The organism is Arthrobacter sp. StoSoilB13 (genome assembly GCF_019977255.1).
Taxonomy (GTDB): domain Bacteria; phylum Actinomycetota; class Actinomycetes; order Actinomycetales; family Micrococcaceae; genus Arthrobacter.
Window position 1 is genome coordinate 2543096 of record NZ_AP024647.1, and the last position, 23803, is coordinate 2566898.

Genomic DNA, 23803 nt, shown 5'->3' on the forward strand with positions numbered 1-23803 from the left:
CACACTCAGAACTATACGTTTGTATAGTTCTGAGTGTCAATGGGTTCCCCTCACTGATTTCCACACCGCTAAACTCGCTGTATGAGTCAGGAAGCACGTAAGTTGCCCTACGGAGATGGCAGGGACGCATTGCTTTCTGCCGTGGTGGACGTTGTTGGGGAGAAAGGGCCCTGCGCGGCGTTACCTACCGATCAGTTGCTGCCCGCGCCGGCGTCAACCACGCCTTGGTCACCCACCACTTCGGTTCCATTGAGGGACTCCTCGCCGCCACCATGGAGTGGTCAGTTCAACGGTCCATCGAGGAAACCGGGCTGGCAGGGATCGCGGACTTTGATGAGGCTTTTGCCGACTCACTCATAGCCACGGTCTCCGCGGAGCCGGAGCTGCAGCTGTTCCAGTTCGAAATGATCCTTGAGTCCAGGCGCAATCCTCAGATTCGCGCCATGGTTGAACGGCTGTACGCGAATTATGTGGGCACGGTGGAAGAAGCACTGAGCCAACGGGGGCTCGATACCAGCGGCGAAGCGTCGCTTGCCATCTTCGCCGCCCTGGACGGCCTCATGCTTCAATTCCTCACCATCAGCGATGCCACCAAAATCCGCTCGGCTGTTACCCAGGTCGGTCGGCTTATATCCGCACTCGAGGCCACGAACGGACCAGCGGCCAGCAAATAGCGCGCGACGTCGGCGCTCAAGTGAGTGCCGACGTCGCGCGTTGAGTGTCCGTATGACGGAACTCTCGCCAGAAAGCGCTTACTCGCCGCGGTGATGTGGCTAGGCTGTTGTTCGTGACCCAACGCTTCCCCGCCCGCACGCCCTCATGATCGGCGTCCTGTCCGGGTTTTTCGTGGTGTGGGCCATCATCCTGGTGGGCATGTTCGTGGGACGCCGTGGGATCCTGGGCGAGAATGCCCGCTCCGTGCTGAGCTCGTTGACGTTCTTCGTCGCAAGCCCGGCCCTGCTGTTTGAAACCCTGAGCAAGGCGAAGCTGCACGAGGTGTTTGCCGCTCCCTTGCTGGTCACCGCGGTGGGGGCCATCATCACGGGGCTGCTGTTTTTCCTGATCGTAAAGTTCTGGCTGAAGCGCTCTATGCCCGAGGCCCTGATGTCGTCTATGAGTTCTTCATTGGCGAACTCCGCGAACCTTGGCATCCCCATTGCGGTGTTTGTCCTGGGTGATGCGAGCTACGTTGCGCCGCTGCTGATCTTCCAGCTCGCGTTCTTTACTCCCCTGTACTTGATGGCCTTGGACGCGAGCACGAGTACGCACCGCACCACTCCCCTGCGTTTCCTGCTCATGATCGTGAAAAACCCGATGATCGTGGGCTCGGGGCTTGGACTTCTGGTGGCAGGAACGGGTTTCCAGGTACCGACGCTCATTCTGGAGCCGATCCACCTGATTGGCGGCGCTGCGATTCCGGCCATGTTGATGGCGTTCGGTATGAGCCTGAATGGGTCAAGGCCCTTGCAGAAGGATGCCGGCCGCCGCCTGGACACTTTGCTGGCCAGCGGGTTCAAGCTGTTCGTGCACCCGTCAATCGCTTACGTTTTTGCCCGTTTTGCCTTGGGGATGGACGGCCACGCGCTGTTCGCCGTGGTGGTGACGGCAGCACTCCCCACGGCCCAGAACGTGTTCGTCGCCGCCACCCGCTACCGCGCCGGCGTCACCGTTGCCAAGGACACGGTGCTGATCACAACGATCGTCGCCGTGCCCGCGATGATCGCCGTGGCACTGCTCCTCACCTGATTGCCCCGCCTCCCCCAACTAGGTCGCAATTGAGCGCGTTTTGGGCGCTCAAAACGCGCTCAACTGCGACTCAGTTGGGCTACTCCACGTCTGCGCTGGCCAGGTAATGGTCCAGGAGCTGTGCACACCGGATGAAGCCCAGGTGCGAGTATGCCTGCGGGTGGTTCCCCAGGTGCGTTTCCGAGGCAGGATCGTACTCCTCCGGCAGCAGGCCAGTAGGACCAAACAAAGCCACCAGCTGGTTGAACAGCTCCAGGGCATCGTCCAAGCGGCCAACAGCAAGGTACGCCTCGATCAGCCAGGTAGTACAGATGTGGAAGCCGCCCTCCAAACCGGGCAGGCCGTCGTCGTACCTGTACCTAAAGACGGTGGGACCCACGCGCAATTCGCGCTCAACAGCCGTTACGGTATCCAGGAACCGCTGGTCCTGGACATCCAGCAGGCCGGACAAGCCGATATGCAGCACCGCGGCATCCAGGTCGGGGCTGTCGTACGCCACGGTGTAGGACCGTGCGGACTCGTCCCAGCCCTTCCGCAGGACTTCCTTCCGGATTCTGGTGGCTGTCGGCGCCCAGTCCTCGTGTGGCACACGACCATGCAAAGCAGCAGCCCGCAAGGCCCTGTCCAGCGTTACCCAACACATGACCTTGGTGTAAACGTGGTGCCGTGGCGGTCGGCGCGCTTCCCAGATTCCGTGATCCGGCTCGTGCCAGCGGGCAATGACGGCGTGGGCCATCTGCTCCATCAGGAACCAATGCTCATCCGGCAGGTACCCGCGCCGCTCGCCAAGATCATGAATCAGCTCAGCAATCGGCCCGAAGACGTCCAGCTGCACCTGGTGGTCCGCAGCGTTCCCGATCCTCACCGGACGCGAACCGGCATAGCCTGGAAGACTCTCGACGATCGCTTCCGTGGACAGCGGGGCACCGGTCACCGAGTACAGCGGGTGGAGCCACTCCGGCCCGGGCGCAGTTTCCAGGATGCGGCCAAGCCAACGAAGGAACCCGTCGGCTTCCTCCGTGGAACCCAAGCTCACCAAGGAATTAACGGTCATGGACCCGTCGCGCAGCCAGCAATACCGGTAGTCCCAGTTGCGCGTCCCGCCAATTCCCTCCGGCAAGGAGGTAGTTGGTGCCGCAAGGACAGCACCCGTGGGCTCATGCACCAGCGACCTCAGAACCAGAGCCGACCGCCGTACCAACGCGGTCTTGATAGTGGGCAGCTGAAGCGTCCTGACCCACTCCCGGGCGGACTGCCCGACGGCGGCACGCCGCACCGGCTCTCCAACCGGGTCCGCGGGTGGCGGCTCTGTGTCACCGCAGCGCAGGTTCAGCACAACGGGACCATATTGCAGCGGCACTTCCGCGGTTGCGGTGGCATACCTGCCGTCGCTGGTGAGCTGGAAGGCAACCCCGGGCGCCGAGAGGATGATGGGATCCGAGGTGCCCATGATGTGGACTTCCTCGCCACGGATCTCCATGCTGAACGGGGCAGTGGCGTAGTCCGGCCGGGGCGCGAACACTATCCGGGCCGTGCCCGTGCCGGACAGAACACGGACCAGGCTGGTGATGCCTTCAGGCGCGGGCTCAAGATAGTCCGTCACCGTGACGTCGGCCCAACGGGTCTCCACGATCATGGTGTTGTCCACATAGCGCTGGGCGAGTACCTGCGAGGGTTTGACTGGCTCGATGCTGAAGTGGCCTGCCGGCTCTCCGCCCAGGATATGGGCAAACAGGGACCCGGAATCCGGCAGGGGGTGGGTCATCCAGCAAACCTTGGCGTCAGGGGTGAGCAACGCCGTCGACGTGCCATTCCCGATCATCGAATGCCGCTCCAGCCCCACGGCGTCCTCGCCGAACAGCCACGCCCGCCGCAGTTCGAACAACAAAGCCAGCACACGTGCAAAGGCTTCCGGGTCCGGAATGGTGTGTGCCGCCGTCGTACTCCCGGGCCCGACGTGAAGGCCAAGGTCAGGGCCGCGCAAAGTGGCGAGCGCCTTTTCGTCGCTTTCGGCGTCGCCCGCGTAAAGGGCAGCGCTCACACCCAGGCGCGAGCGAAGCTGCTCCAAGGCCTGGCCCTTGGCCGGTTCCTCAACGGTAAGGTCCAGTACGGAGCCGTCGATGATGAAGTAGAGCCCGTACTCAATGGCAATCTGCTGGGAACGGAAGATGACGCGTTCCACCACTTCCGGCGTCGCTGGCCGGGTGTGGACAGCAACGCCCACCGGCTTGCGGACGATGCTGATGCCTTTCTCGAAGGCGACCGCTTCAGTCAACGCCGTGGCCACCTGCTGGAGCAGGGTTTCCGTGGCCAGGGACAGGGTGTACGCATAGCCCATGTCGAACTCCACGCCGTGGGAGCCCACCAAATGAACTTCGGCCGGCAGCCTGGACACTGCAGCAAGGTCGCGCAATGACCGGCCGGAAATGATGGCGGTATGCGTATTGGGAAGTGCTGCGAGCGCACGGAGAGCCACAGCCGCACTGTCCAGCGGCAGGGTCTCGGTGGAGGTCCCTTCAGCTGAGCAAAGAGTGCCGCCATAGTTGCACGCCACCAGCAGGCCCGGGACGCGCGCAATGGCCCTAAGCTCCGCCATCAACTGCGGTGTGATGCCCTGCTGCGCGTCCGTCCGGAGCAAGGTCCGGAGCAGGCCAAGCGGCAGCGAGTTCATCAGCAGCGCGGAGTCAGCGGCTGATTGGTTTAAGGGCGTAGGCATAGCGGATCCTTCCACTGCAGATAGCTATAGTCTCCGCCTGTGGAGTTTCCGCGTCATGCCTGAATCATTGCAAATGCGTAAAGCTTTCGAATTTATTTTCGACGCCGTGCCCTACGCGCTGACAAGCCCCGCAACCTCGGCAACCAGTTCCACCGACCGCAGGCGTTCCTGCGTGCCAATGCTCTGGTGGGCAACGATGAGTTCGTCCGCATCGGCGTGCTTCGCGAACTCGTCAAGGTAGTCGCGCACAACGTCCGGCGTGCCGACTGCGGAGTACTTCATCATTTGGGAAATGTGCTGGCCTTGCGGGGAATCCAGAACCATATCCGCTTCGTCATCCGTGAACTGCCGGCCGCCGCCAAAGAACAACGAGACACGGGCACGCTTCACGGCGAGGTGGATCGCCTGGGCCTCGGCATTGCTGTCCGCTGCAGTGACGTTAACCCCTGCGATCACGTGCGGTTCGGACAACTGTTCCGAGGGCTTGAAGTCCCTGCGGTAAATGGCCACGGCATCCTGCAAGGCGGCAGGCGCGAAGTGCGAAGCGAAGGCGTAGGGCAGACCAAGCTGCGCAGCCAGCTGTGCTCCAAAGAGCGAGGAACCCAGGATGTACAGCGGCACGTTGGTGCCCTTGCCCGGCGTCGCTTCGACTCCTTGGATGCGGGTGGGTCCGGTGAGGTAGCCCTGCAGTTCCAGGACATCCTGCGGGAAGGCATCCGAGGACGTATGATCGCGGCGAAGTGCACGCATGGTGTTCTGGTCACTGCCCGGGGCGCGGCCAAGGCCCAGATCGATGCGTCCCGGGTGCAGCGTCTCCAGGGTGCCGAACTGCTCGGCAATGGTCAACGGCGAGTGGTTCGGAAGCATGACGCCACCTGCACCAAGCCGGATGGTGTTGGTGTGGGCGGCGACGTGAGCGATCAGCACGCTCGTTGCCGAGGAAGCGATGGCTGACATGTTGTGGTGCTCGGCGTACCAGACCCGGCGGTAGCCCAGCTCCTCGGCCTTCTGCGCCATGGCCACGCTGCCGGCGAGACTTTCCGCCACGGTCTGGCCCTTTCCGATGGTTGCCAGGTCCAGGATGGAAAGAGGAACAGTCACGGGGATGCCTTTCGGTACGTTTCGCGGCACCCGCACTGTTGGTTGGCGGGCACTCTAGCGACAACGACGGCGGTCCCCGGCTTATTTCTGTGAGTTGCGTCGCGCAGGGGCTTCTTCCCGTTTCCCCGGAGCGTTTATGACCTCGTTCGACTCCCGATTAACCGCAATTACCCCCTGTATCCCAGCGTTTCAGACTGCTTTGACCGCGTTCCCGCCCTGCTGGATAGTTGCAGCCACAAGTACGCATCTGACGTCCCAGTGAGGGATAAATAAGGGGAAACCATGGCACGTTTTGCAGCCAAGACCGGCCTGGCCGCGGCGCTGGCCGCTACGGCTCTACTGGGGCTCGCCGCCTGCTCGGATCCGGGCGCGACGGCGGCGACAGCACCGTCGTCGGGCTCTTCTTCAAGCGCCGCCGCCAAAGACTTCAACCTGTCGCCCGAACAGGACCGCATCAAGGTGACCGTGGACCCCGCAGCCGCGGCCCTGGTTCCGGAGGCCATCAAGGCCGATGGCAAACTGACGGTGGCCTCAACCGGTGGAACCCCACCGCTGAGCCTGTTCGCTACGGACAACAAGACGCTGATCGGCAGCGAGGTTGACCTCGCGTACGCCATCGGCGAGAGCCTTGGCCTGCAGGTTGAAGTGCTGCCGGTGGCATGGGCCGACTGGCCCCTCGGCGTCGAGTCGGGCAAGTATGAGGCCGTCCTCTCCAACGTCACGGTCACCGAAGCACGCAAGGAAAAGTTCGATTTCGCGACCTACCGCAATGACCTCCTGGGCTTCTATGCCAAGGCCGATTCGGATATCTCAGAGGTCAAGGAAGCCAAGGACGTCGCCGGCAAGCGCGTGATCGTCGGTTCAGGCACCAACCAGGAAGCGATCCTGGTGCGCTGGGACGAGGAGAACAAGAAGAACGGCTTGAAGCCGGTTGAGTTCCAGTATTACGACGACGACTCCGCCTCCCAGCTCGCCCTCCAGTCGGGCCGCGCGGACCTGACGTTCGGGCCCAACGCCTCCGCAGCCTACAAGGCAGCGAAGGATGGCAAGACCAAGGAAGTGGGCACGCTCAACGGCGGCTGGCCACTGAAGGCTGAGATTGCGTTCACTACCAAGAAGGACAACGGCCTTGCTGCGGCTGCGCAGGCGGCGATCAACCACCTCATCAAGGACGGCAGTTACGCCAAGATCCTGGACCGGTGGGGCCTGTCCTCCGAGGCCATCCCTGCGTCCGAACTGAACCCGGCAGGCCTGCCCAAAAAGTAGGAACCGCTGTGGCAGGGCAGACCTGCCGACGTCGAATCCCCGCCGGACACCAACCGGCGGGGATTCTTGCGCCGTATGCCCTGTACGGTCCTAGAAGTGCGCGGGATCCGTATTGGCGCCGCAGAGAATGACGGCGACAGTCTCGCCGTCCTTGGGAACGTAGGCTCCTGAGAGCAGCGCCGCGTAGGCTGCCGCCGCTCCATGTTCCACCACCATTCGGTACTCCCCCCACAGCTTGCGGCGGGCCTGGACAACGTCTTCGTCGCTGACCAGCACGCTCTGCACGCCCGTGCGACGGGCAACGCCGAATCCGATCTCGCCAATTCGCCGTGCGCCCAGGGAGTCCGCGGCGATCCCGGAGACCGCCACATCCACAGGCTCTCCCTTGGCCAAGGCGGTGTGCAGGGTGGGAACCGTCTCAGGCTCGACGCCCACCACATGGGCCCGGCCTTCAACCGCCGCGGCAATGCCGCCCATCAACCCGCCGCCACCTACGGCAACCAGGATGGTATCGACGTCGGGCAGTTCGTCCAGCAGTTCCAGGCCAACGCCACCTGCGCCGGCCACGATCTCGGGCTGGTCGTAGGCATGGCAATAGATCGCCCCGGATTCCTCGGCGAACTTCACGGCTGCAGCGTAGGCCTCGGCGTACTCAGAACCTCCTTGGACTACCCGGGCCCCGCTGGCGAACAACTTGTGGACCTTGGCGGCTGGCGCGGCCTCGGGGACGAACACCGTGGCGGGGACTCCGAGCTTGGACGCCGCGTAGGCGTTGGCCAAGCCCGCATTGCCGCCGGACGCCACCACAATGCCAACCTCCGGGTTCAGTTCGCCGTTCTCCCCCGCCGTGAGCAAGCGGTTGAACGCGCCCCGGGCCTTGAACGTTCCCGTGTGCTGCATGTACTCGCACTTGAACCACAGGTGATACGGCTCCTGGTTGCCGCTCTCAACCACCGGTGTGTGCCGTACCCAGCCTGCCGTCCGTGAGTATGCTGCTTCTACTTCTTCACGTGTGACCATCGTGTGCTGCACCTTTCGTCCGTCTCATCCTATGGTCCGGGCGGACGCCTGCCCTGCGACGCCGCCGCAGGATGGTCAGCACTGTTGACGGGTTCATTTCTTCTCGTTAACTGCCGCTTCCGTAGTTTCGCGTTGGGTCGCTACCCAGCTGGCGAGGACTTTCAGGGCGTCCTCTGAGGTGGTGTTGGGGTCGGCGGTATAGACGTTGATCCTCAGCCCCGGGTCTGCGGGCAGCTCAAGGGCTTCAAAGGTGAGATCCAGGTCCCCCACCACAGGGTGGTGCAGCCGTTTGCGCCCAGTGCGGTGATACTTCACATCGTGCCGGGCCCAGCGGATGCGGAATTCTTCGCTGCGGGTGGAGAGTTCACCAATCAGGTCCGTGAGGTCCTTGTCGTAGGGATTTTTCCCTGCTGTGGAGCGCAGAACCGCGACTATGTCATCAGCTGCCCGTTCCCAGTCGGCGAAGAACTCCCGGGCTTTTGGATTCAGGAACGTGAAGCGTGCACTGTTGGGCGGCTTGGTTTCTTCGGCCATCAAATCCATGTACAGGGCGTTGCCCAGCTCATTGGCGGCCAGGACGTCCCCGCGGTCGTTGCGTACCCAGGCCGGCGCAGCGGTGATGGCGTCAATGACGCGCTGGACACTGGGCCTCACTGTTTGTGGGCTGCGCTTGCGCCGCACCCGGGGAGCTGCGGTGGCAGCGCGGGCCAAGTCGTAAAGGTGGGCGGTCTCCGCGTCGTCGAGCTTCAATGCCCGGCCAAGTGCTTCAAGGACACTGTCCGAGGCGCCGGAAAGGTTTCCCCGCTCAAGGCGGATGTAGTAGTCGATACTCATGCCGGCGAGCATCGCGACCTCCTCGCGGCGCAGCCCCGCTACCCGCCGGTTGCCACCGTACGCGGGAAGCCCGGCCTCCTCAGGGGTGATCCTTGCGCGACGGGAGGTCAGGAATTTCCGCACATCATCGCTGTGTGTCATGCCCTCCACGCTACGCCGCGGCTCCCAGGCGAGGGAGGCTCTGGCGTTACCCTGAAGCTTCCAGGCCCCACTTCAAGGGGGTAATGGCATGCACTCCCACGGAGTCTCCGCCCGGTGTTGACTGGAAATACGCCCACCGGGGAAGCGCAGAACGTGCCCGTCCACACCTAACAAACCCGTCCACACGCAACGCCCCGTCCACACGCAACGACAGGAACAGGCAACATGAACATCACACTCAATAACGGCGTCGCTATGCCCGCACTTGGCCTGGGCGTCTTCCAAAGCGCCCCCGAAGAAACGACGGCGGCAGTGGAGGCCGCGCTTGCCACCGGCTACCGGCACATCGACACTGCCGCAGCCTACGGTAATGAGCGCGAGGTAGGCGAAGGCATCCGCAAATCGGGCCTGGACAGGTCGGAGGTCTTCATCGAGACAAAGGTCTGGGTCAGCGACTACGGCTACGAGCAGACCCTGCACGCATGGGACAAAGCTGTGGGAAAGCTCGGCGTCGAGTCCTTGGACCTGCTCATTCTGCACCAGCCGGCTCCAGACAGGTTCGAGAAAACCATCGCAGCCTACAAAGCCTTGGAGACATTGCTTTCTGATGGCCGCGTCCGGGCGATCGGTGTCAGCAACTTCATGCCGCACCACCTGAAGGAGCTCCTCGCGGCCACGGACGTTGTTCCTGCGGTGAACCAGATTGAACTGCATCCGTACTTCACCCAGCCGGACGTTCAGGCTGCGGATGCCGAACATGGCATCCTGACCCAGGCGTGGTCACCGATCGGCGGGATCACGTTCTACCCGGGGTGGGGCGAGGAACGCAGGAACGTCATGGACGATCCCACGCTTGCCGGCATTGCGCAGGCACACAGCAAGAGCCCGGCTCAGGTCATGCTGCGCTGGCACCTGCAACAGGGCCGCTCCGCCATTCCGAAGTCGACCAACCCGTCACGCATCGCCGGGAACTTCGATGTGTTCAACTTTGAACTCAGCGGTGAAGAACTCGCAGCCATCGACGCCCTCGACACGGGCAACCGCAACGGCCCGGACCCGGACATAGCCCGGGAAGAGCGCTTTGCCATGGTCATCCCCGAAGCCTGATCGCCCCATAGGCTTGTTCGCATGGCTGACTTCGTCCTCCGTCCCTGTGTAGCTTCCGACGCCGCGTGGATCGCCGAGCTCCGCGCGGTGGTGATGCGTCCGGATTTGGAACGCCTCGGGCGATTCGATCCCGTCCGTGTCCGCGAGCGCTTCCTCAACAGCTTCCAGCCGGAGCACACCTACGTGATCCATACGGGCGGTGTGGATGCCGGGGTTATTGCGGTTCGCCCGGAGCCAGATGCGCGGTGGATTGAACACTTCTACGTGGCCCCGGCACATCAGGGTAAAGGGCTCGGGGGTGCCGTGCTCCGGCATGTCATGGCAGCGTCCGTGGACGAGAGGCCTTTCCGCCTGGACGTACTGCAAGGAAGCCCCGCCCGGCGACTTTATGAACGCCATGGCTTCGTGCTGGAATCCGAGGATCCCGTCGACGTCTTCATGATGGCCACAGCCAGCCCCTGATTGAACCCACGCAATGCGGTAGCCTCAGCACAAACCTATGCACGATTGCTGCTGTCTTCCGGGGGAACAATGGGGATAAATCTAGCGCGGGCTTGGACGCTTGCAAGCGCTGCTGCGATAGCTCTGACAGCCACGGTGGCCGGGACAGGGCCCGCTACGGCGGACTACCAGCCAACACCCGTCATCGACGGCGTCCCTTACGTAGGTGCGGAGCTCCGCCGACAGTACGACTACAGCTATTGGGGTTGCCGGAATCCGGACGGAACGTCTGATGCCATCACTTTGGAATGGCTCCGCGACGGCGAGCCACTCCCGGAGGAACGGCAAGGAGACACTCTGCGGATCCTGCCGGAAGACCTGGGCAGCCGCATCTCCATGCGTGTTCATCCCCTCACGCCAGGGAACCAGGGTTGCCCGACAGGCACGCAGCTGAGCAGCGAAACGCAGCCTATCAAGGCCTCCAGCAGGGCCATGGGGTGGACCGGGCGCGGCAACTTTGAACCCCTTGCCCGCACCTACGACGGCAGGCTCATCCTTTACCCGCGGACGTACACCTATTACAAGGGCGCCTGCGAGGGCCCGTGCCCGTCGTACTGGGGTTCCTGGGACGAACCCCGGCAGGTAGGCCAAGGGTGGAACGTCTTTGACATTGTCTTCTCCCCAGGCGACTTTGACGGCGACGGGTACAACGACCTCCTGGGCAGGGACTCTGCCGGAAAGCTCTTCCTTTACCCCGGCGACGGTGAAGGTGGCTGGCTTGCCCGGGAACAGGTTGGCCAAGGATGGGGCATCTTCGACGCCATCGTAGGCCCGGGCGACTTCAATGGCGACGGTACCAACGATGTGCTGGCACGCGATGCCGCAGGCGGTCTGTTCCTCTACCCGGGGGACGGCGAAGGCGGCTGGCTTCCCCGGGAACAGGTCGGGTGGGGCTGGCAGGTCATGAACAAAATCATCACCGGCGGCGATATGAACGCGGACGGGGGCGTAGATATATTCGGCCGCGACCAATATGGCTATCTGCGCCAATACCCCACTGACGGCGAAGGCAGCTGGGAGGAACCTGTCTGGCTTGGCACTGGTTGGCAGACGTTCTCCGAGGTGGCCGGACTTGGAAGTTCCGGCCACACGAAGTACAACGAACTCGTCGCCGTTGACGCGAATGGCGACCTCATCACCTATGCCACTGGCGCCTCAACCACAGGCATGTATGGCCCCTACGGCCCCATCGGCACGGGGTGGGACGTGTTCAAGGCGCTTCTCTGAACACAAGTGGCGGCTAGAGCGGATGCCCCCACACAGCCAACTGCAAACTGACGTTCCCGCGCGAGACGTCGACGACGGCGGCACCTGCCTCGCCGCCGTCGGGCGCTGTTTCACGTTCGCCCGGCTGGAACCCGAGCCACCGCACCAGCTTCTTCATCGGCCATCCTGCCATCATCAGACCTGGACCGGCTCGTCCGAACGCACCGGCGTCTCCAGCCCCAGGTTTTCGCGAAGCGTGGTGCCGCGGTATTCCGTGGGGTAGACGCCGCGTTCCTGAAGTTCGGGCACCAGGTGGTTCACGATGTCGTCCAAGCCGGTGGGGATGAGCCACGGCGAGATGTTGAACCCGTCCACCGCGCCGACGCGGGCGAACTGGGCGAGGTGATCGGCTACGGCGGTGTAGGAACCGGTGAAGGTAGCGTCCACCCGTGCCGTGCGGGAGGTGACGAACTGGCGGATTGAGAGGCCCTTGTCCTTGGCCTCGGCACGCCATTGGTCTGCAAGCTGCCGGGCCTTCGCACCGTGGAAGCCACTGCCGCGGGTCTCCGAGGTCTCCTCGACTACAGGATCAATCTCCGGGAGGGGACCATCGGGATCGTACTCAGTGAGCTCGCGGCCCCAGAACTGCTCCAGGTAGGCGATCGCTTGCTGCGGACCAATCTGGAGGCTGCGAACCCAGGCCTTTTTCTCCTGCGCTTCCCGGTCAGTGGCGGCCAGGATGAACTCGCTGGCCGGCATGATCTGCACGGCGTTGGCCCCACGGCCCGCATCGACCGAGCGCGCCACGATGTCGCGCCGGAATTCCACGGCGTCGTCGAATTTGGGGTGGGCCGAGAAAATCACATCTGCCTGGCGGGCTGCAAAGTTCCGGCCTTCCGGGGAGTCTCCGGCTTGGAACAGCACGGGCCGGTACTGGGCGCTCCGCGGCAATCGTGGGCTGACGTCCACCGTGTAGTGCCGGCCTTCGTGAAGCACCCGGCGAGCCGGTCCGGCAGAAGTCTCCCACGAGTCCCAAATACGCTTGGCCGTTTCAACGAACGCTTCGGCATGCTTGTAGCGGTCGGCGTGGTCGAGGTATCCCCCTCGACGGAAATTGGCTCCGGTCCACGCGTTGTCCGTGGTGACCACGTTCCACGCGGCACGGCCGCCGGAGATCAGGTCCAGCGAGGACAATCGATGCGCGAGGTCCGCGGGATCGTTGTACGTGGTGTTTTGCGTGGCAACCAGCCCGATGTTCGTGGTCACCGCGGCCAGGGCGGCGAGCATGGTTTGAGCATCAGGACGGCCCACTACGTCCAGGGCGTGCGGCCGTCCGAGGTGTTCGCGCAGGCGCAGACCTTCGCCGAGGAAGAACGCCGCGAACTTTCCGCGCTCGGCGGTCTGGACGATGCGGCGGAAGGATTCGAAGTCGGTTTGCGAACCCGATTCGGGGGCCTTCCAGATAGTGCCGGAGTTGACGCCCTGGAAGAAGATCCCGAACTGGATCTGCCCACTCGGCTGGAAAATAGCACGGTTGTGCTGTGTCATGGTGGTCCCTTACTTTCCGGCGGCAGCAGCGGCCGCGGCAGACGTCGAGTAGCGGTTCTCTGCGCGTCCAAGGCCCAGCAGCCCACGGAACGTTCCGTCCTGGATCGGCGCACGCAAAGACCCCCGGCGCCTCAGTTCGGGCAGGACCAGTCGCGCGAGTTCGTCCAACTCGACGGCGAGCGACGCCGGGTGGAGACGGACGCCGTCGGCCTCCTTCAGGAGCGAATCGAGGTAGTCGGTGAGACCGGCCGCCGAGCCGACGAAACGCGCCCTGCCGTCGTCCTGCGAGGTGTCCGACCGCGACGCCGCAGCCTGCCCCTGCGAGTCGAGGACGACGTCGAGCTCCGCGACAATCGCGACGGAAGCACCAAGCCGGGCCCGCACATGGCGAACCTCGGCGGCGAGCAGTTCGGGCGTCGGAGCAGACACCAGCACAGCGTCCACGGCATCCACCGGAACCTGACCGTCGCCCACCAGGGACGCAGCGGCAAGCACCGGCAACTGACCCTGCAGCGGCCTGGGGATGATGGACGGGCCCTTTACGGAATAGCCGGGACCCGCGAAATCGGCGGGCGTTTCGAAGTCCACGTAGTGAAGCTTGTCGACGTCGATGTATCGTCCGGTGGCGACGTCGCGGATGACGGCGTCGTCCTCCCAGGAATCCCACAAACGGCGGCCAACCTCAATGGACGCGGCAGCTTCCTGCGCGAGCGCATCACCTTCAACGAAGGAACGCCCGACGGCGGCAGCAGCCTCGGGTGCCTCCGCTGCGGTGGCGATCCAGCCGGCCCGGCCCCCGGACACGTAGTCCAGGCTCGCGAGCTGCGTGGAAATGTGGAAGGGCTCCGTATAGACGGTGTCCACTTCCGGAACCAGGGCGATATTCCTGGTGACGGGCCCGGCGTAGGCTGCACGCTGGAGAGCATTGACCCTCCCCGGGACCGGCGCATCCGCGAAGGTGGCAACGTGGAAGCCAGCTGATTCTGCGGCCAGGACAGCCCGGGCGAGGTCCTCATACCCGGCGCCGTCGAGTTCGATGGCCAGGAACCCGGCCGGGTGTTCTTCGAAGGTACTCACTTCTGGTCCTGCCGTTCGTAAGGGGTCTTCTCGCCGGCTTCGATGGCTACGGGCAGTCGGTTTTCCGCGGGCGGAAGCGGGCACGTGGCGAGATCGGTGTAAGCGCACGGCAGGTTGACGGCGCGGTTGAAGTCGAGCTGCACGGTACCATCGGCTGCAGGAACCACGGACAGCGAGCGGTTGGCCGCATACGTGGTTTTGCCCGAAGTCTGGTCTGTGAACAGCACGGACAGCGAGCCCGGCGCGTGGCCGTTGAATGCCGTCAGAGCCAATTCCTGTCCGGCGAGTTTGAACCGGATCTCACCCGGTGCCTCGTAGACGTGCTGGATACCCTCGACGGCGGCACCCACGGTTGTGGGGCGCGGGGCCTCGAACGGCACGAACGTACCGGCCACGGCGAACGCCGCATCGGGTGCATAAGCGGGTGTACCTTGGTACTCCCGCAAGAGGGCATTCGACGGGTTCCGCGGCCGCACGATGTACTCGCCGCCCCTCTTGGCTACCTCGATCACGGTATCGCCGGAAACCAGGTTGATGCCGCCGCGTTCCTCGATCGGGCCGAACTCCAGCGATTTACGTGCGTCGGGCTTCAGTTCAAAACTGTTCAGTTCAACACCGTTCAGTTCAACACCGTCCTGCTGCAGGCTTTCGCCGGGCTCCAGGACAACCCGTACGACGTCGGCTTCCGCGCTCCACGTGCCGGGGAGGCCTTCCAACCGGGTTGGGTTGCTGTCCAGCCAGTGCAGGTGGGTCACGGCGAGAAAGCCGTGCGGGTGGGCACGGTGGCGTTCATGGGCGGAATGCCACTCCTGCCACTCCTCGGCAAAGGCCTCGAGTGCTGTTTCAGTGTGCGTAGGCATGTTGGAGTCGCTCCTGTTCAAGGCGTGGTCTGCGGTGATGGTTGCTGATATCCAGGACCTGGAATGTCACTTGCCGGTCCCAAAGGTTGTTTCAGTGACGGTCTTGGACTCCGGCAAGGCTTCTTCAGAAAGGCCCCAACGTTCCAGGACCTTGGCGTAGGAGCCGTCCTTGATGGTGGAGTTGAGGGCGTCCGTGATGGCCGGGGCCAGCCCGTTGCCCTTGAGCGTGGTGGCAGCTACCAGGGTCTCGGAAGGCCAGCCGGCGTTGACCTTGCCCACCACCTTGAGGTCGTCGCGGGTGTTCTCCCGGTAGGTCACGGACGGGTAGGGCGCCAGGTTCAGGTCCGTGCGGCCGGAGGACAACGCCAGGATGGTGTCGGCGTCGGACGAGTAGTACTGCAACGTGGCAGGCGCCTTGGCTTTGGCTTCCAGCTCCTTGTTCCAGGCGAGCAGGATTTTCTCCTGGTTGGTGCCCGAGCCCACGGAGATTTTCAGCCCGGAAATATCGTCCGAGCCCTTGATGTCGTAGCTGGAGCTCTTCTTTGCTTCAAAGCCCATGTAGGCGGGCCCGGTAGGTGGAGAAGTCGAACAGCTTCACGCGGGCGGCGTTGATGCCCACGTTGGAAAACACGGCCTCGAAATCGCCGGACTGGGTCTTGAGCGGCCAGTTCTCCCACGATGTCACCTGCAGGTCCAGGTCCAGGCCCAGTTTGTCTGCCACGAGTTGGGCGATGTCCACTTCCACGCCGATCGGCGTCTTGTCATCCGTGGCGTGGAAGGACAGCGGTATTGAACCCGCCGTGGTGGCCACCGTCAGCTTGCCGTCTTTGGCGATGGACGCCGGAACATTTGCGGCAGCGGCAGTATCTTTCTCCGCGCGGATACGGTTCTGGTCCACAGAAGTGTTGTAAACGATGCCGTTCTTTGCGGCTTCAGATTCCGGTTTGGCTGCCGACGCCCCAGGATCGGAGCACCCTGCAAGCGCGGGAAGTACGACGGCGGGAAGTACAGCGAGTGCCAGGAGCTTGCTTTTGTTGGTGGCGAGGGTCGTGCGAAGCATGGGGTGTCCTAGATGTTGAAAGCTGGTTCGATGACTTTGGAGAAGAAGCTGCGCGTGCGCTCTTCGCGGGGGTTGCCGAAGATTTCCTGCGGCGTTCCGGACTCGACGATCTGCCCCTGGTCCATGAAGACCACGGTGTCTGCGACATCCCGCGCAAAGCCCATCTCGTGGGTCACGATGATCAGCGTGGTCCCGGACTTGGCCAGCTCACGGATCACGTCCAGGACTTCGTTGACGAGTTCGGGGTCCAACGCCGAGGTTGGCTCGTCGAAGAGGAGGATCCCGGGGTCGAGCGCGAGTGCCCGGGCAATGGCAACGCGCTGCTGCTGGCCACCCGAGAGCTGCCTGGGATAAGCGTCGGCGCGGTCTTTCAGACCCACCCGGTCCAACAGCTCCAACGCGCGCTTCCTGGCTTCCACCTTGGAACGCTTTTGGGCCACCACAGGTGCTTCGGCGACGTTCTCCAGCGCGGTGAGATGCGGGAACAGGTTGAAGTTCTGGAACACCATGCCGATGTTGGTGCGCTGCTTCAGGATGTCCTTCTCGCGCAGTTCGTGAAGTTTGTTGCCACGGAGCTGGTAACCCACCAGCTCGCCGTCGATGGTGATGTAGCCGCCGTCCACCTTTTCCAGGTGGTTGATGGTTCGCAGCAGGGTGGACTTGCCTGAACCCGACGGGCCAACGATCACGGCTACGCCTCCAGGCGGAACAGACAATGAAACACCTTTGAGGACCTCGGTGGTGCCGAACGACTTACGGACATTGGTGATGTGCACCTGGCCGCGGGTGGCCTTCTTGTCCGCCGAGGCGGGCCGGGCCGTCGTCGTGCTTGCAGGAGCGCCGGCGGGAGCTGCCTTTCCCGTCGTCGTGGATTCTTTGCGTGCGGCGATGATGCTCATCGGGCGTCCTTTGTGGGTGAAACAGCTACGTGGGTGGCGAAGAACTTCCGGGCCTTCTGCAACGGGGTGAGCGGGAGGTTGCGTACCGCGCCCTTGGAGAAGTGGCGTTCGATGTAGTACTGGAAGACGCTCAGCACAGAGGTGATCACCACGTACCAGAGTGTGGCGACGAGGAGCAGTGGCAGCACCTGCTGGGTCCGGTTGTAGATGACCTGGACCGTGTAGAAGAGCTCGGAGTAGGCCAGTACGTAGACAATCGAGGTGCCCTTGACCAGGCCGATGATCTCGTTGAAGGCGTTGGGCAGGATGGCCCGCATGGCCTGGGGAAGAACGATCCGGGTGTTGCGCTGCCACGCCGGGATGCCCAAGGCCGCCGCAGCCTCGAGCTGGCCCTGGTCCACTGACAGGATGCCGCCTCGAATGATCTCCGCGGAGTAAGCCGCCTGGTTCAGGGTGAGGCCCAGGACCGCGGCTGCGAACTGGCTGATGAGCGTGGTGGTCTGGGCCTCGAAGAAGCGGACGTCCGTGAAGGGGATGCCCAGGCTGATCTTCTCGTAGAGGTAGCCGAGGTTGTACCAAAGCAGGAGCTGGACCAGCAGCGGCGTGGAGCGGAAGATCCACGAGAACGTCCAGGACACCGAGACCAGCAGCGGCGAAGCGGACAGGCGCATGAGGGCAAGGATGAAACCCAGGACGAAACCCAATACCCCTGAGATCGCCGTGAGCTTCAAGGTCTCCAGCAGCCCGTTGACCACGGACTGGGCGGTGAACCATTCGGCCACCACTCCCCATTCCCAGCGCGGGTTGGTGACCAGGGACCAAATAATGGCGGCGACGCCGGCGGCCACCAGGACAGTGCCCACCCATCGCCATGGATGCCGGGCCGGGACCAGCTTGTAGTGGGAGTAGTCCGCGGTGGGCGGTGCGGTTTCCGCCGTGGCAGGCGGTGCTGCTGCACTCATGCGCCACCTCGTTTCAGATCGGTTGTTGACTATCGGATGGCTGCCAATCTAGGGGCGCCCGGGAGGCCCGGCAAGGCAGAAATTTGTACTTCTTCACTGGACTTAGTGCAGGTTCACGGGACTTCACGCAGCGCCATATGAGACCGGACTTTGCGCTACTTAACGTCTGATGACGCGGGGTGAACGGCCGTTACCCGCTCCTCGACCGCAGCGGCACCGCCTCCCTAGATTGGGCTGCACCACCCGCTGTTCTTCAGGAGATCCCATGCCGTCACGAGTTCCCGCTATCGCCTTCATCGGCGGCGGCCCGCGCACGGCCGGCGTCCTGGAAAGACTGGCCGCGAGCCGGCCAAGGTTATTCCAAGGCCCCTTGCACATCCACGTCGTGGAGCCGTATGAGCCAGGCTCCGGGAGGATCTGGCGCTATGACCAGAGCCCGGGCCTGCTGTTGAACTCCACCGCGGCGGACGTCACCATGTTCACCGACGCATCCGTGGCGTGCGATGGTCCTCCCGTCGATGGCCCCGGCCTCGCCACGTGGGCGGCAGGTGTGCTGGACGGCAGCATCCGCGACGTCCCTGCGCTGGAGCCCCACTTGCTGGCACAACTCCGTTCGCTCACACCTTCTTCATTTCCGACGCGGCAGCTCCAAAGCAAGTACCTTGAGTGGTTCTTCCGTCGGTCAGTCACCGCTCTGGGACCCGAGGTATCGGTAACGGTCCACCGGGACACGGCTACCGCCGTCGAGCGTTCTTCCGACGCCGGCGGTGGGACCGACGCCGGTGCGCACCACGTGCGGTTGGCTTCCGGCGCCGAGGTGCTGGCCGACGTCGTGGTTTACGCCCTGGGCCATACCGACTCGTTGCCGGACGACGAGTCCGCCCGCCTCAGCGATTTCGCTGCCCGCCACGGTGGGTTCCATGCGCCGCCGTCGTACACAACGGACGTGGACTACTCAGGGATTGAAGCCGGGCAGGACGTGATCGTGTCCGGAATGGGGCTCGCGTTCGTCGACCTGTTGGTGCTGTTGTTCGAAGGCCGCGGCGGCCGCTTCGAGGAAGAGCCCGACGGCGAACTCGAGTATGTGCCATCCGGCGCCGAACCACGGCTCTGGGTAGGTTCACGACGCGGCGTGCCGTACCACTCCAAAATTTCCTCCGTTGTGCGTGGCGAGCCGATCGCACGTCCGCGGTACTTCACTGCCGAGGCTGTTGATGCGTTGTTGGCTGGCCATCAGGAACTCGACTTCCGCTCACAACTGTGGCCCTTGATCGCGAAGGACGCCGGTTATGCCTACTATCGCGAGCTCTTCACGGGCTACCCGTCGCGGTTTTTGGGGACGTGGGCCAGCTTCGAGAAGAGGTTCGATGCCTTGGACTGGTACAGCCCTGCCCGGGAAGAGCTGGTTGCCTCCTCCGTCCCTGATCCCGCGCTGCGGCTGGACCTGGACGCCTTGGACCACCCACTGAGCGGTTGCGCGTTTGCGGACCATGAGGCCGTGCAGCGCTCGGTGGCCGCGTACATCCAACACGATCTCGACCTCCGAACCAGCCCCGACCATTCCGAAACACTCGCACTCTTCACCGCGTTGTTGTTCGTCTACATGGACCTTGGCCGGTTGGTCCCGCAGGATCGGCTCAATGCACGCTCCCAACAGGCGATCCACGGCTGGTGGCACGGCTTCTTCAGCTTCGTGGATTCCGGGCCGCCGTCACACCGTCTCCGTGAAATGCTCGCGCTGCACCGGGCCGGGTTCCTGAAGTTCCTGGGGCCGGGCATGTGGGTGCGCACCGACGAATCAACGGGCCGGTTTGTGGCGGGCTCATTCCAGTCGCCCGTGGTGGTGGATGCTTCGGCGTACATCGAGGCACGGTTGCCGTCAGCGTCCGTGGAACGTTCGGCGAATCCCGCCCTGGCAGACCTGCACGACGCCGGATGGGGCACCGAGCAGAGGCTGCTTACCTCCGAAGGTGCGCACTCCACGGGCAAACTTCTGGTTTCCGGGAATCACCAGGTCCTGTCACCTGTTGGCACAGCACAGGACACTTTGTTTGCGGTGGGACCGTGGACGTCGGGCTGGGGCGCGGGAGCATTTGCGCGCCCCAACACCAACGCGGCACCCTTCCGGGAAAACGACGCGTTGGCCCGAAGGATCCTGGGCACCCTCGCGGCGACTACCCACCCAACTGAGTCGCAGTTAAGCGCGTTTTGACCGCCCAAAACGAGCTCAGCTGCTACCTACTTGGGGTGAACCTACGAAAGGCATGACATGACCACAACGCCAACCCTTTCCGTCCTCAGCCTGCCCATGCGCGATCCCCGCGTCCGTCCCCTCCTGGACGAACTCGCCGTCGAATATGACACGCGCTACGGGACACTCTTCGGCACCGGGGGCGCTGCAGAGGAACTGAACAGGTACCCGGCCGAGGAATTCGCCGCACCCCACGGAGCACTGATCATCATCCAGGAGAACGGCGAATCCGTGGCTGGCGGCGCATTCAGGCGCTTCGACGAGCACACCGCAGAACTCAAGAGAATCTGGACCCACTCTGCGCATCGTCGTCGCGGGCTGGCACGGCGCGTGCTCACGGAGTTGGAAAATGAAGCACGACGCCGGGGCTACAGGAAGCTCTACCTCACCACCGGCCCACGCCAGCCGGAGGCCAGGAATCTGTACCTCGCCACGGGCTATAAAGCGCTCTTCGATCTCGCCGCAGACCCTGAAGACATCAAGCATCTGGCCTTCAGCAAGGATCTTGTGCTGCCCAGCTAAGCTATGCGCATGGCCAATAAAACCACTGCTGAAAAACTTGCCACCATCCAGCAGGGGTACGCCCTGGAAGGTGCCACCATCGAGCTGGGCGCGGCGATCGTCGATGGTGAAATCCACAAAGAGGCCCAGGTCAGGCTTCCCCTGGCCATGATGAACCGCCACGGCCTCGTGGCCGGCGCCACCGGTACCGGCAAAACGGTCACGCTGCACATGATCGCCGAACAGCTCTCGACGGCGGGTGTGCCGGTTTTCCTCGCGGACATCAAGGGTGATCTGTCGGGACTGGCAACGGCGGCAACCGGCAGTGAAAAGTTGAGCGCACGCACCGAGGCCCTCGGCCAGCAGTGGCAGGGAAAGAACTTCCCCGTTGAATTCCTGAGCCTGGGCGGGGACGGCAACGGAATCCCGATCCGCGCCACCATCACCTCCTTCGGGCCCATCCTGCTCTCACGCATCATGGACCTCAACGACACCCAGGAGTCCAGCCTCCAACTGATCTTCCACTTTGCGGACAAGAACAAGCTGGAACTGATCGACCTCAAAGACCTCCGTGCCGTAATCCAGTTCCTTACTTCGGACGAGGGCAAGGAACAGCTGGAGGATCTTGGCGGTCTTTCCAAAGCCACTGCCGGAGTCATCCTGCGGGAACTCGTCACCCTTGAGGCGCAGGGCATGGAAAGGTTTTTCGGCGAACCGGAATTCGATACGGCAGAGCTACTCCGCACGGCGCCCGATGGCCGGGGCGTGATCAGCTGCCTTGAACTCCCCACGCTGCAGACCAAGCCCCTGCTGTTCTCCACCTTCCTCATGTGGCTCCTGGCCGACCTTTTCGAAGACCTCCCCGAAGCCGGCGACCTCGACAAACCCAAACTGGTGTTCTTCCTGGACGAAGCACACCTGCTCTTCAGCGACGCCTCCAAGGCCTTCCTCGAGGCCATCACCACCACGGTCCGGCTCATCCGTTCCAAGGGCGTCGGCATCTTCTTCGTCACCCAAACACCAAAGGACGTCCCCGCCGATGTCCTGGGCCAGCTCGCCAACCGGGTGCAGCACGCCCTTCGCGCGTTCACCCCGGAAGATGCCAAGGCCCTCAAAGCCACGGTCTCCACATTCCCCGTCAGCGACTACGACCTCGAAGAGACACTCACCTCCGCAGGCATTGGTGAGGCCGTCATCACCGTGATGAACGAAAAAGGCGCGCCCACACCTGTTGCACTCACCCGGCTGCGTGCCCCCGAATCCGTGATGGGCCCCAGCGCCGACGACCTCATCCGCAGCACCGTGGCCTCGTCCTCCCTTCTGGTCAAGTACGGGACGGCCGTAGACAACGTGTCCGCCTACGAGAAGCTCACCAGCAACGCCGTACCCTCCACCGGCCACGCCGCACCGGGATTGCCGCCGGTCCCGGCCAGCTCTTCTGGTCCGGGGGCTCCTGGGGGTACGCCCTACGACATCGACGCCGAAGCGCGGCGCATCGAGGAAGAGATCCTCGGCCGCCCGAGTTCCCGTCCGGCCCCTGCGCCCTCCTCCTTTCCTGGACCCTCCTCGCCGCCCGCGCCGACCCCTGCACCGCAGCGGGCGTCGCAGCAGGACGGCGGCATGTTGGGCGACCTTGCCGGTGCACTCGGCGGAGCCCTGGGCGGCGGCCTGAAGAGCATGGTCCGTTCCATGGGGACACAGCTTGGCCGCGACCTCATGCGCGGCGTTTTCGGTACCTCCTCGCGGCGCCGCCGCTAGCCCTTTTTGGCTGGTAAAAGCCCGACCTCGGGTGGCGGCCCCGGGGTGCTGCCACCCGCCGTCGGGCATTTTACGAGCAGTCTTCGCAGGTCACGCTGACGCCCTCATGCACAGCTATCGCTGCCACGGCAGGTAACGTAAAGGGCGTGCAGTTGAGTCAAGCGATAGTCAGGACCGCAGCCGGATGGCTGCTCGGTCTGATGCTTGCTGTCGCCGGAGCCATCGTCTGCATCAACCTGGTGAGTTCCTCCGTGGCCAGTCCGCAACAGCCCGTCCGGGAGTATCTGGAGGCCTTGCAGAAGGGCGAAGGCGAGCAAGCCCTGGGACTGTTGCGAGCCAAAGTTCCCAATGCGAATGCCGCCATGCTCGACGGCACGGCCCTGCAAACTGCTGCGTCCAAACTGTCGGACATCAAACTCGGAAATGCAGAGTCCAGGGGCAGCAACCGTGTTGCCGTTCCCATGGACTACACCTTGGACGGCAACCGTCTCCACACTGAATTCCTGATGGAGCGCACCGGCACGCAGTGGTTGTTCTTCGGCAAATGGGCTTTCGTTCCCACCACGCTGCCCACCATCGAAGTGACGGTGGTCAACTCCAGTGAAGCAGCGCTCAACGGCGTCCCCGTGAACATGCCCAACGGTCGCAACACCTTTGCCGTGTTCTACCCCGGCAAATACGAAGCCAGCCTGAATGGCACCTACTTCGAGGCTCCTCCTGCCTCAGCCCTCGTTTCAAGCCGCGACGGCGGCCAGGCCCCCTTGAACCTGCAGACCAGGTCAACCAAGGCCATGAATGAAGCCGTTGCCGGTAAAGTGCGGGAATTCCTGGATACCTGTGCCGCCCAGGCCACCGAACAGCAGCGCCTCCAACCTGATTGCCCGTTCTACCACGCCAGCAACGCGCGCGTCGTAGACGGAACCATCAAGTGGGAAATTACCCAGTACCCCAAGATCACCATCGAGCCCTTCGGCGGAAAATGGGTCGTAGCCCCGCTCAACGGCAAGGCAAGGGTTTCCGCCCAAGAGATCAACTTGTTCACCGGCTTGGTCAACGACCTCAACGTGGAGCACGATTTCAGCTTCACCACCCAGCTGGACACAAACAACAACACCGTGACTGTCACCCCGCTGCTGACTTTCTAGGCGGCGACGCATCGCATCCGGCGTGTGGACCACATCGCCGTAGAAGAACCTCAGGACCAGCAAGCCCTGACGGATCGCCCCGTTGTCCCTCCGACGATCCTTCT

Annotated in this window: 20 protein-coding genes and 1 pseudogene; 10 read left to right on the forward strand and 11 right to left on the reverse strand. The window is 63.6% G+C overall.

What is annotated here, in order from left to right; translation table 11 throughout:
- Nucleotides 1-170 precede the first annotated feature (170 nt).
- Together LDP01_RS11960 and LDP01_RS11965 are read left to right on the forward strand one after the other, a co-directional pair.
- The gene (locus tag LDP01_RS11960) at nucleotides 171-674 is read left to right on the forward strand and encodes a TetR/AcrR family transcriptional regulator (protein ID WP_263433773.1); all 504 of its coding nucleotides are present in this window, start codon (nucleotides 171-173) and stop codon (nucleotides 672-674) included.
- Between the two features lie 145 nt (nucleotides 675-819).
- Nucleotides 820-1746, forward strand: a complete 927-nt coding sequence (locus tag LDP01_RS11965) for an AEC family transporter (protein ID WP_224089409.1) — start codon at nucleotides 820-822, stop codon at nucleotides 1744-1746.
- 79 nt (nucleotides 1747-1825) lie between these two features.
- Here the strand turns inward: LDP01_RS11965 and LDP01_RS11970 are convergent, their stop codons facing one another.
- Nucleotides 1826-4462, reverse strand: coding sequence for a trehalase-like domain-containing protein (locus tag LDP01_RS11970; protein ID WP_224089411.1), 2637 nt, complete (start codon nucleotides 4460-4462; stop codon nucleotides 1826-1828).
- Nucleotides 4463-4573: 111 nt separating this feature from the next.
- Nucleotides 4574-5563 (reverse strand): LLM class flavin-dependent oxidoreductase, encoded by a 990-nt coding sequence (locus tag LDP01_RS11975; RefSeq protein WP_224089414.1) that lies wholly within the window; start codon nucleotides 5561-5563, stop codon nucleotides 4574-4576.
- 282 nt (nucleotides 5564-5845) lie between these two features.
- Between LDP01_RS11975 and LDP01_RS11980 the strand changes: the two genes are divergently transcribed.
- Entirely contained in the window at nucleotides 5846-6829 is a 984-nt protein-coding gene (locus LDP01_RS11980) for an ABC transporter substrate-binding protein (protein WP_224089417.1), read from the forward strand.
- Nucleotides 6830-6919: 90 nt separating this feature from the next.
- Here LDP01_RS11980 and LDP01_RS11985 read toward each other — a convergent pair whose 3' ends face one another.
- Together LDP01_RS11985 and LDP01_RS11990 are read right to left on the reverse strand one after the other, a co-directional pair.
- Entirely contained in the window at nucleotides 6920-7849 is a 930-nt protein-coding gene (locus LDP01_RS11985; RefSeq protein WP_224089418.1) for a threonine/serine dehydratase, read from the reverse strand.
- A gap of 93 nt (nucleotides 7850-7942) precedes the next feature.
- A complete protein-coding gene (locus LDP01_RS11990; RefSeq protein WP_224089420.1) occupies nucleotides 7943-8824 on the reverse strand; it encodes a helix-turn-helix transcriptional regulator in 882 nt (293 codons plus the stop codon).
- A gap of 225 nt (nucleotides 8825-9049) precedes the next feature.
- On the opposite strand from LDP01_RS11990, the gene LDP01_RS11995 reads away from it, so the two are divergent.
- From LDP01_RS11995 to LDP01_RS12005, 3 genes are all read left to right on the forward strand, one after another.
- A complete protein-coding gene (locus LDP01_RS11995; RefSeq protein ID WP_224089421.1) occupies nucleotides 9050-9931 on the forward strand; it encodes an aldo/keto reductase in 882 nt (293 codons plus the stop codon).
- 21 nt (nucleotides 9932-9952) lie between these two features.
- Complete coding sequence (locus LDP01_RS12000; RefSeq protein WP_224089423.1) at nucleotides 9953-10393, forward strand: GNAT family N-acetyltransferase; 441 nt, start codon at nucleotides 9953-9955, stop codon at nucleotides 10391-10393.
- Nucleotides 10394-10462: 69 nt separating this feature from the next.
- Nucleotides 10463-11659 (forward strand): FG-GAP repeat domain-containing protein, encoded by a 1197-nt coding sequence (locus LDP01_RS12005; protein WP_224089425.1) that lies wholly within the window; start codon nucleotides 10463-10465, stop codon nucleotides 11657-11659.
- 13 nt (nucleotides 11660-11672) lie between these two features.
- Here LDP01_RS12005 and LDP01_RS12010 read toward each other — a convergent pair whose 3' ends face one another.
- From LDP01_RS12010 to LDP01_RS12040, 7 genes and pseudogenes are all read right to left on the reverse strand, one after another.
- Nucleotides 11673-11816 carry a hypothetical protein gene (locus tag LDP01_RS12010; protein WP_224089427.1) on the reverse strand — a complete coding sequence of 48 codons (144 nt, stop codon included), beginning with the start codon at nucleotides 11814-11816 and terminating at the stop codon, nucleotides 11673-11675.
- A gap of 17 nt (nucleotides 11817-11833) precedes the next feature.
- Nucleotides 11834-13186 (reverse strand): NtaA/DmoA family FMN-dependent monooxygenase, encoded by a 1353-nt coding sequence (locus LDP01_RS12015; RefSeq protein WP_224089429.1) that lies wholly within the window; start codon nucleotides 13184-13186, stop codon nucleotides 11834-11836.
- A gap of 9 nt (nucleotides 13187-13195) precedes the next feature.
- On the reverse strand, nucleotides 13196-14263 hold the full coding sequence (locus tag LDP01_RS12020) for an LLM class flavin-dependent oxidoreductase (RefSeq protein ID WP_224089431.1): 1068 nt from the start codon (nucleotides 14261-14263) through the stop codon (nucleotides 13196-13198).
- Nucleotides 14260-15123 (reverse strand): DUF1684 domain-containing protein, encoded by an 864-nt coding sequence (locus tag LDP01_RS12025; protein ID WP_224089434.1) that lies wholly within the window; start codon nucleotides 15121-15123, stop codon nucleotides 14260-14262. The genes LDP01_RS12020 and LDP01_RS12025 overlap by 4 nt, the downstream gene beginning before the upstream one ends.
- Nucleotides 15124-15189: 66 nt before the next feature.
- Nucleotides 15190-16183, reverse strand: a pseudogene (locus tag LDP01_RS12030) (ABC transporter substrate-binding protein).
- An 8-nt stretch (nucleotides 16184-16191) separates the two neighbouring features.
- Nucleotides 16192-17082, reverse strand: a complete 891-nt coding sequence (locus LDP01_RS12035) for an amino acid ABC transporter ATP-binding protein (RefSeq protein ID WP_224089436.1) — start codon at nucleotides 17080-17082, stop codon at nucleotides 16192-16194.
- Nucleotides 17079-18044 carry an amino acid ABC transporter permease gene (locus LDP01_RS12040; RefSeq protein WP_224089437.1) on the reverse strand — a complete coding sequence of 322 codons (966 nt, stop codon included), beginning with the start codon at nucleotides 18042-18044 and terminating at the stop codon, nucleotides 17079-17081. Before LDP01_RS12040 ends, LDP01_RS12035 begins: the two co-directional genes overlap by 4 nt.
- A 265-nt stretch (nucleotides 18045-18309) precedes the next feature.
- Between LDP01_RS12040 and LDP01_RS12045 the strand changes: the two genes are divergently transcribed.
- The 4 genes from LDP01_RS12045 (at nucleotide 18310) to LDP01_RS12060 (ending at nucleotide 23699) form a co-directional block, all read left to right on the forward strand.
- Nucleotides 18310-20256 (forward strand): FAD/NAD(P)-binding protein, encoded by a 1947-nt coding sequence (locus tag LDP01_RS12045; protein ID WP_224089438.1) that lies wholly within the window; start codon nucleotides 18310-18312, stop codon nucleotides 20254-20256.
- 57 nt (nucleotides 20257-20313) lie between these two features.
- Complete coding sequence (locus LDP01_RS12050) at nucleotides 20314-20817, forward strand: GNAT family N-acetyltransferase (RefSeq protein WP_224089439.1); 504 nt, start codon at nucleotides 20314-20316, stop codon at nucleotides 20815-20817.
- A gap of 9 nt (nucleotides 20818-20826) precedes the next feature.
- Nucleotides 20827-22554, forward strand: a complete 1728-nt coding sequence (locus LDP01_RS12055) for a helicase HerA-like domain-containing protein (RefSeq protein WP_224089441.1) — start codon at nucleotides 20827-20829, stop codon at nucleotides 22552-22554.
- A gap of 116 nt (nucleotides 22555-22670) precedes the next feature.
- A complete protein-coding gene (locus tag LDP01_RS12060) occupies nucleotides 22671-23699 on the forward strand; it encodes a hypothetical protein (protein WP_224091181.1) in 1029 nt (342 codons plus the stop codon).
- Nucleotides 23700-23803: the final 104 nt, after the last annotated feature.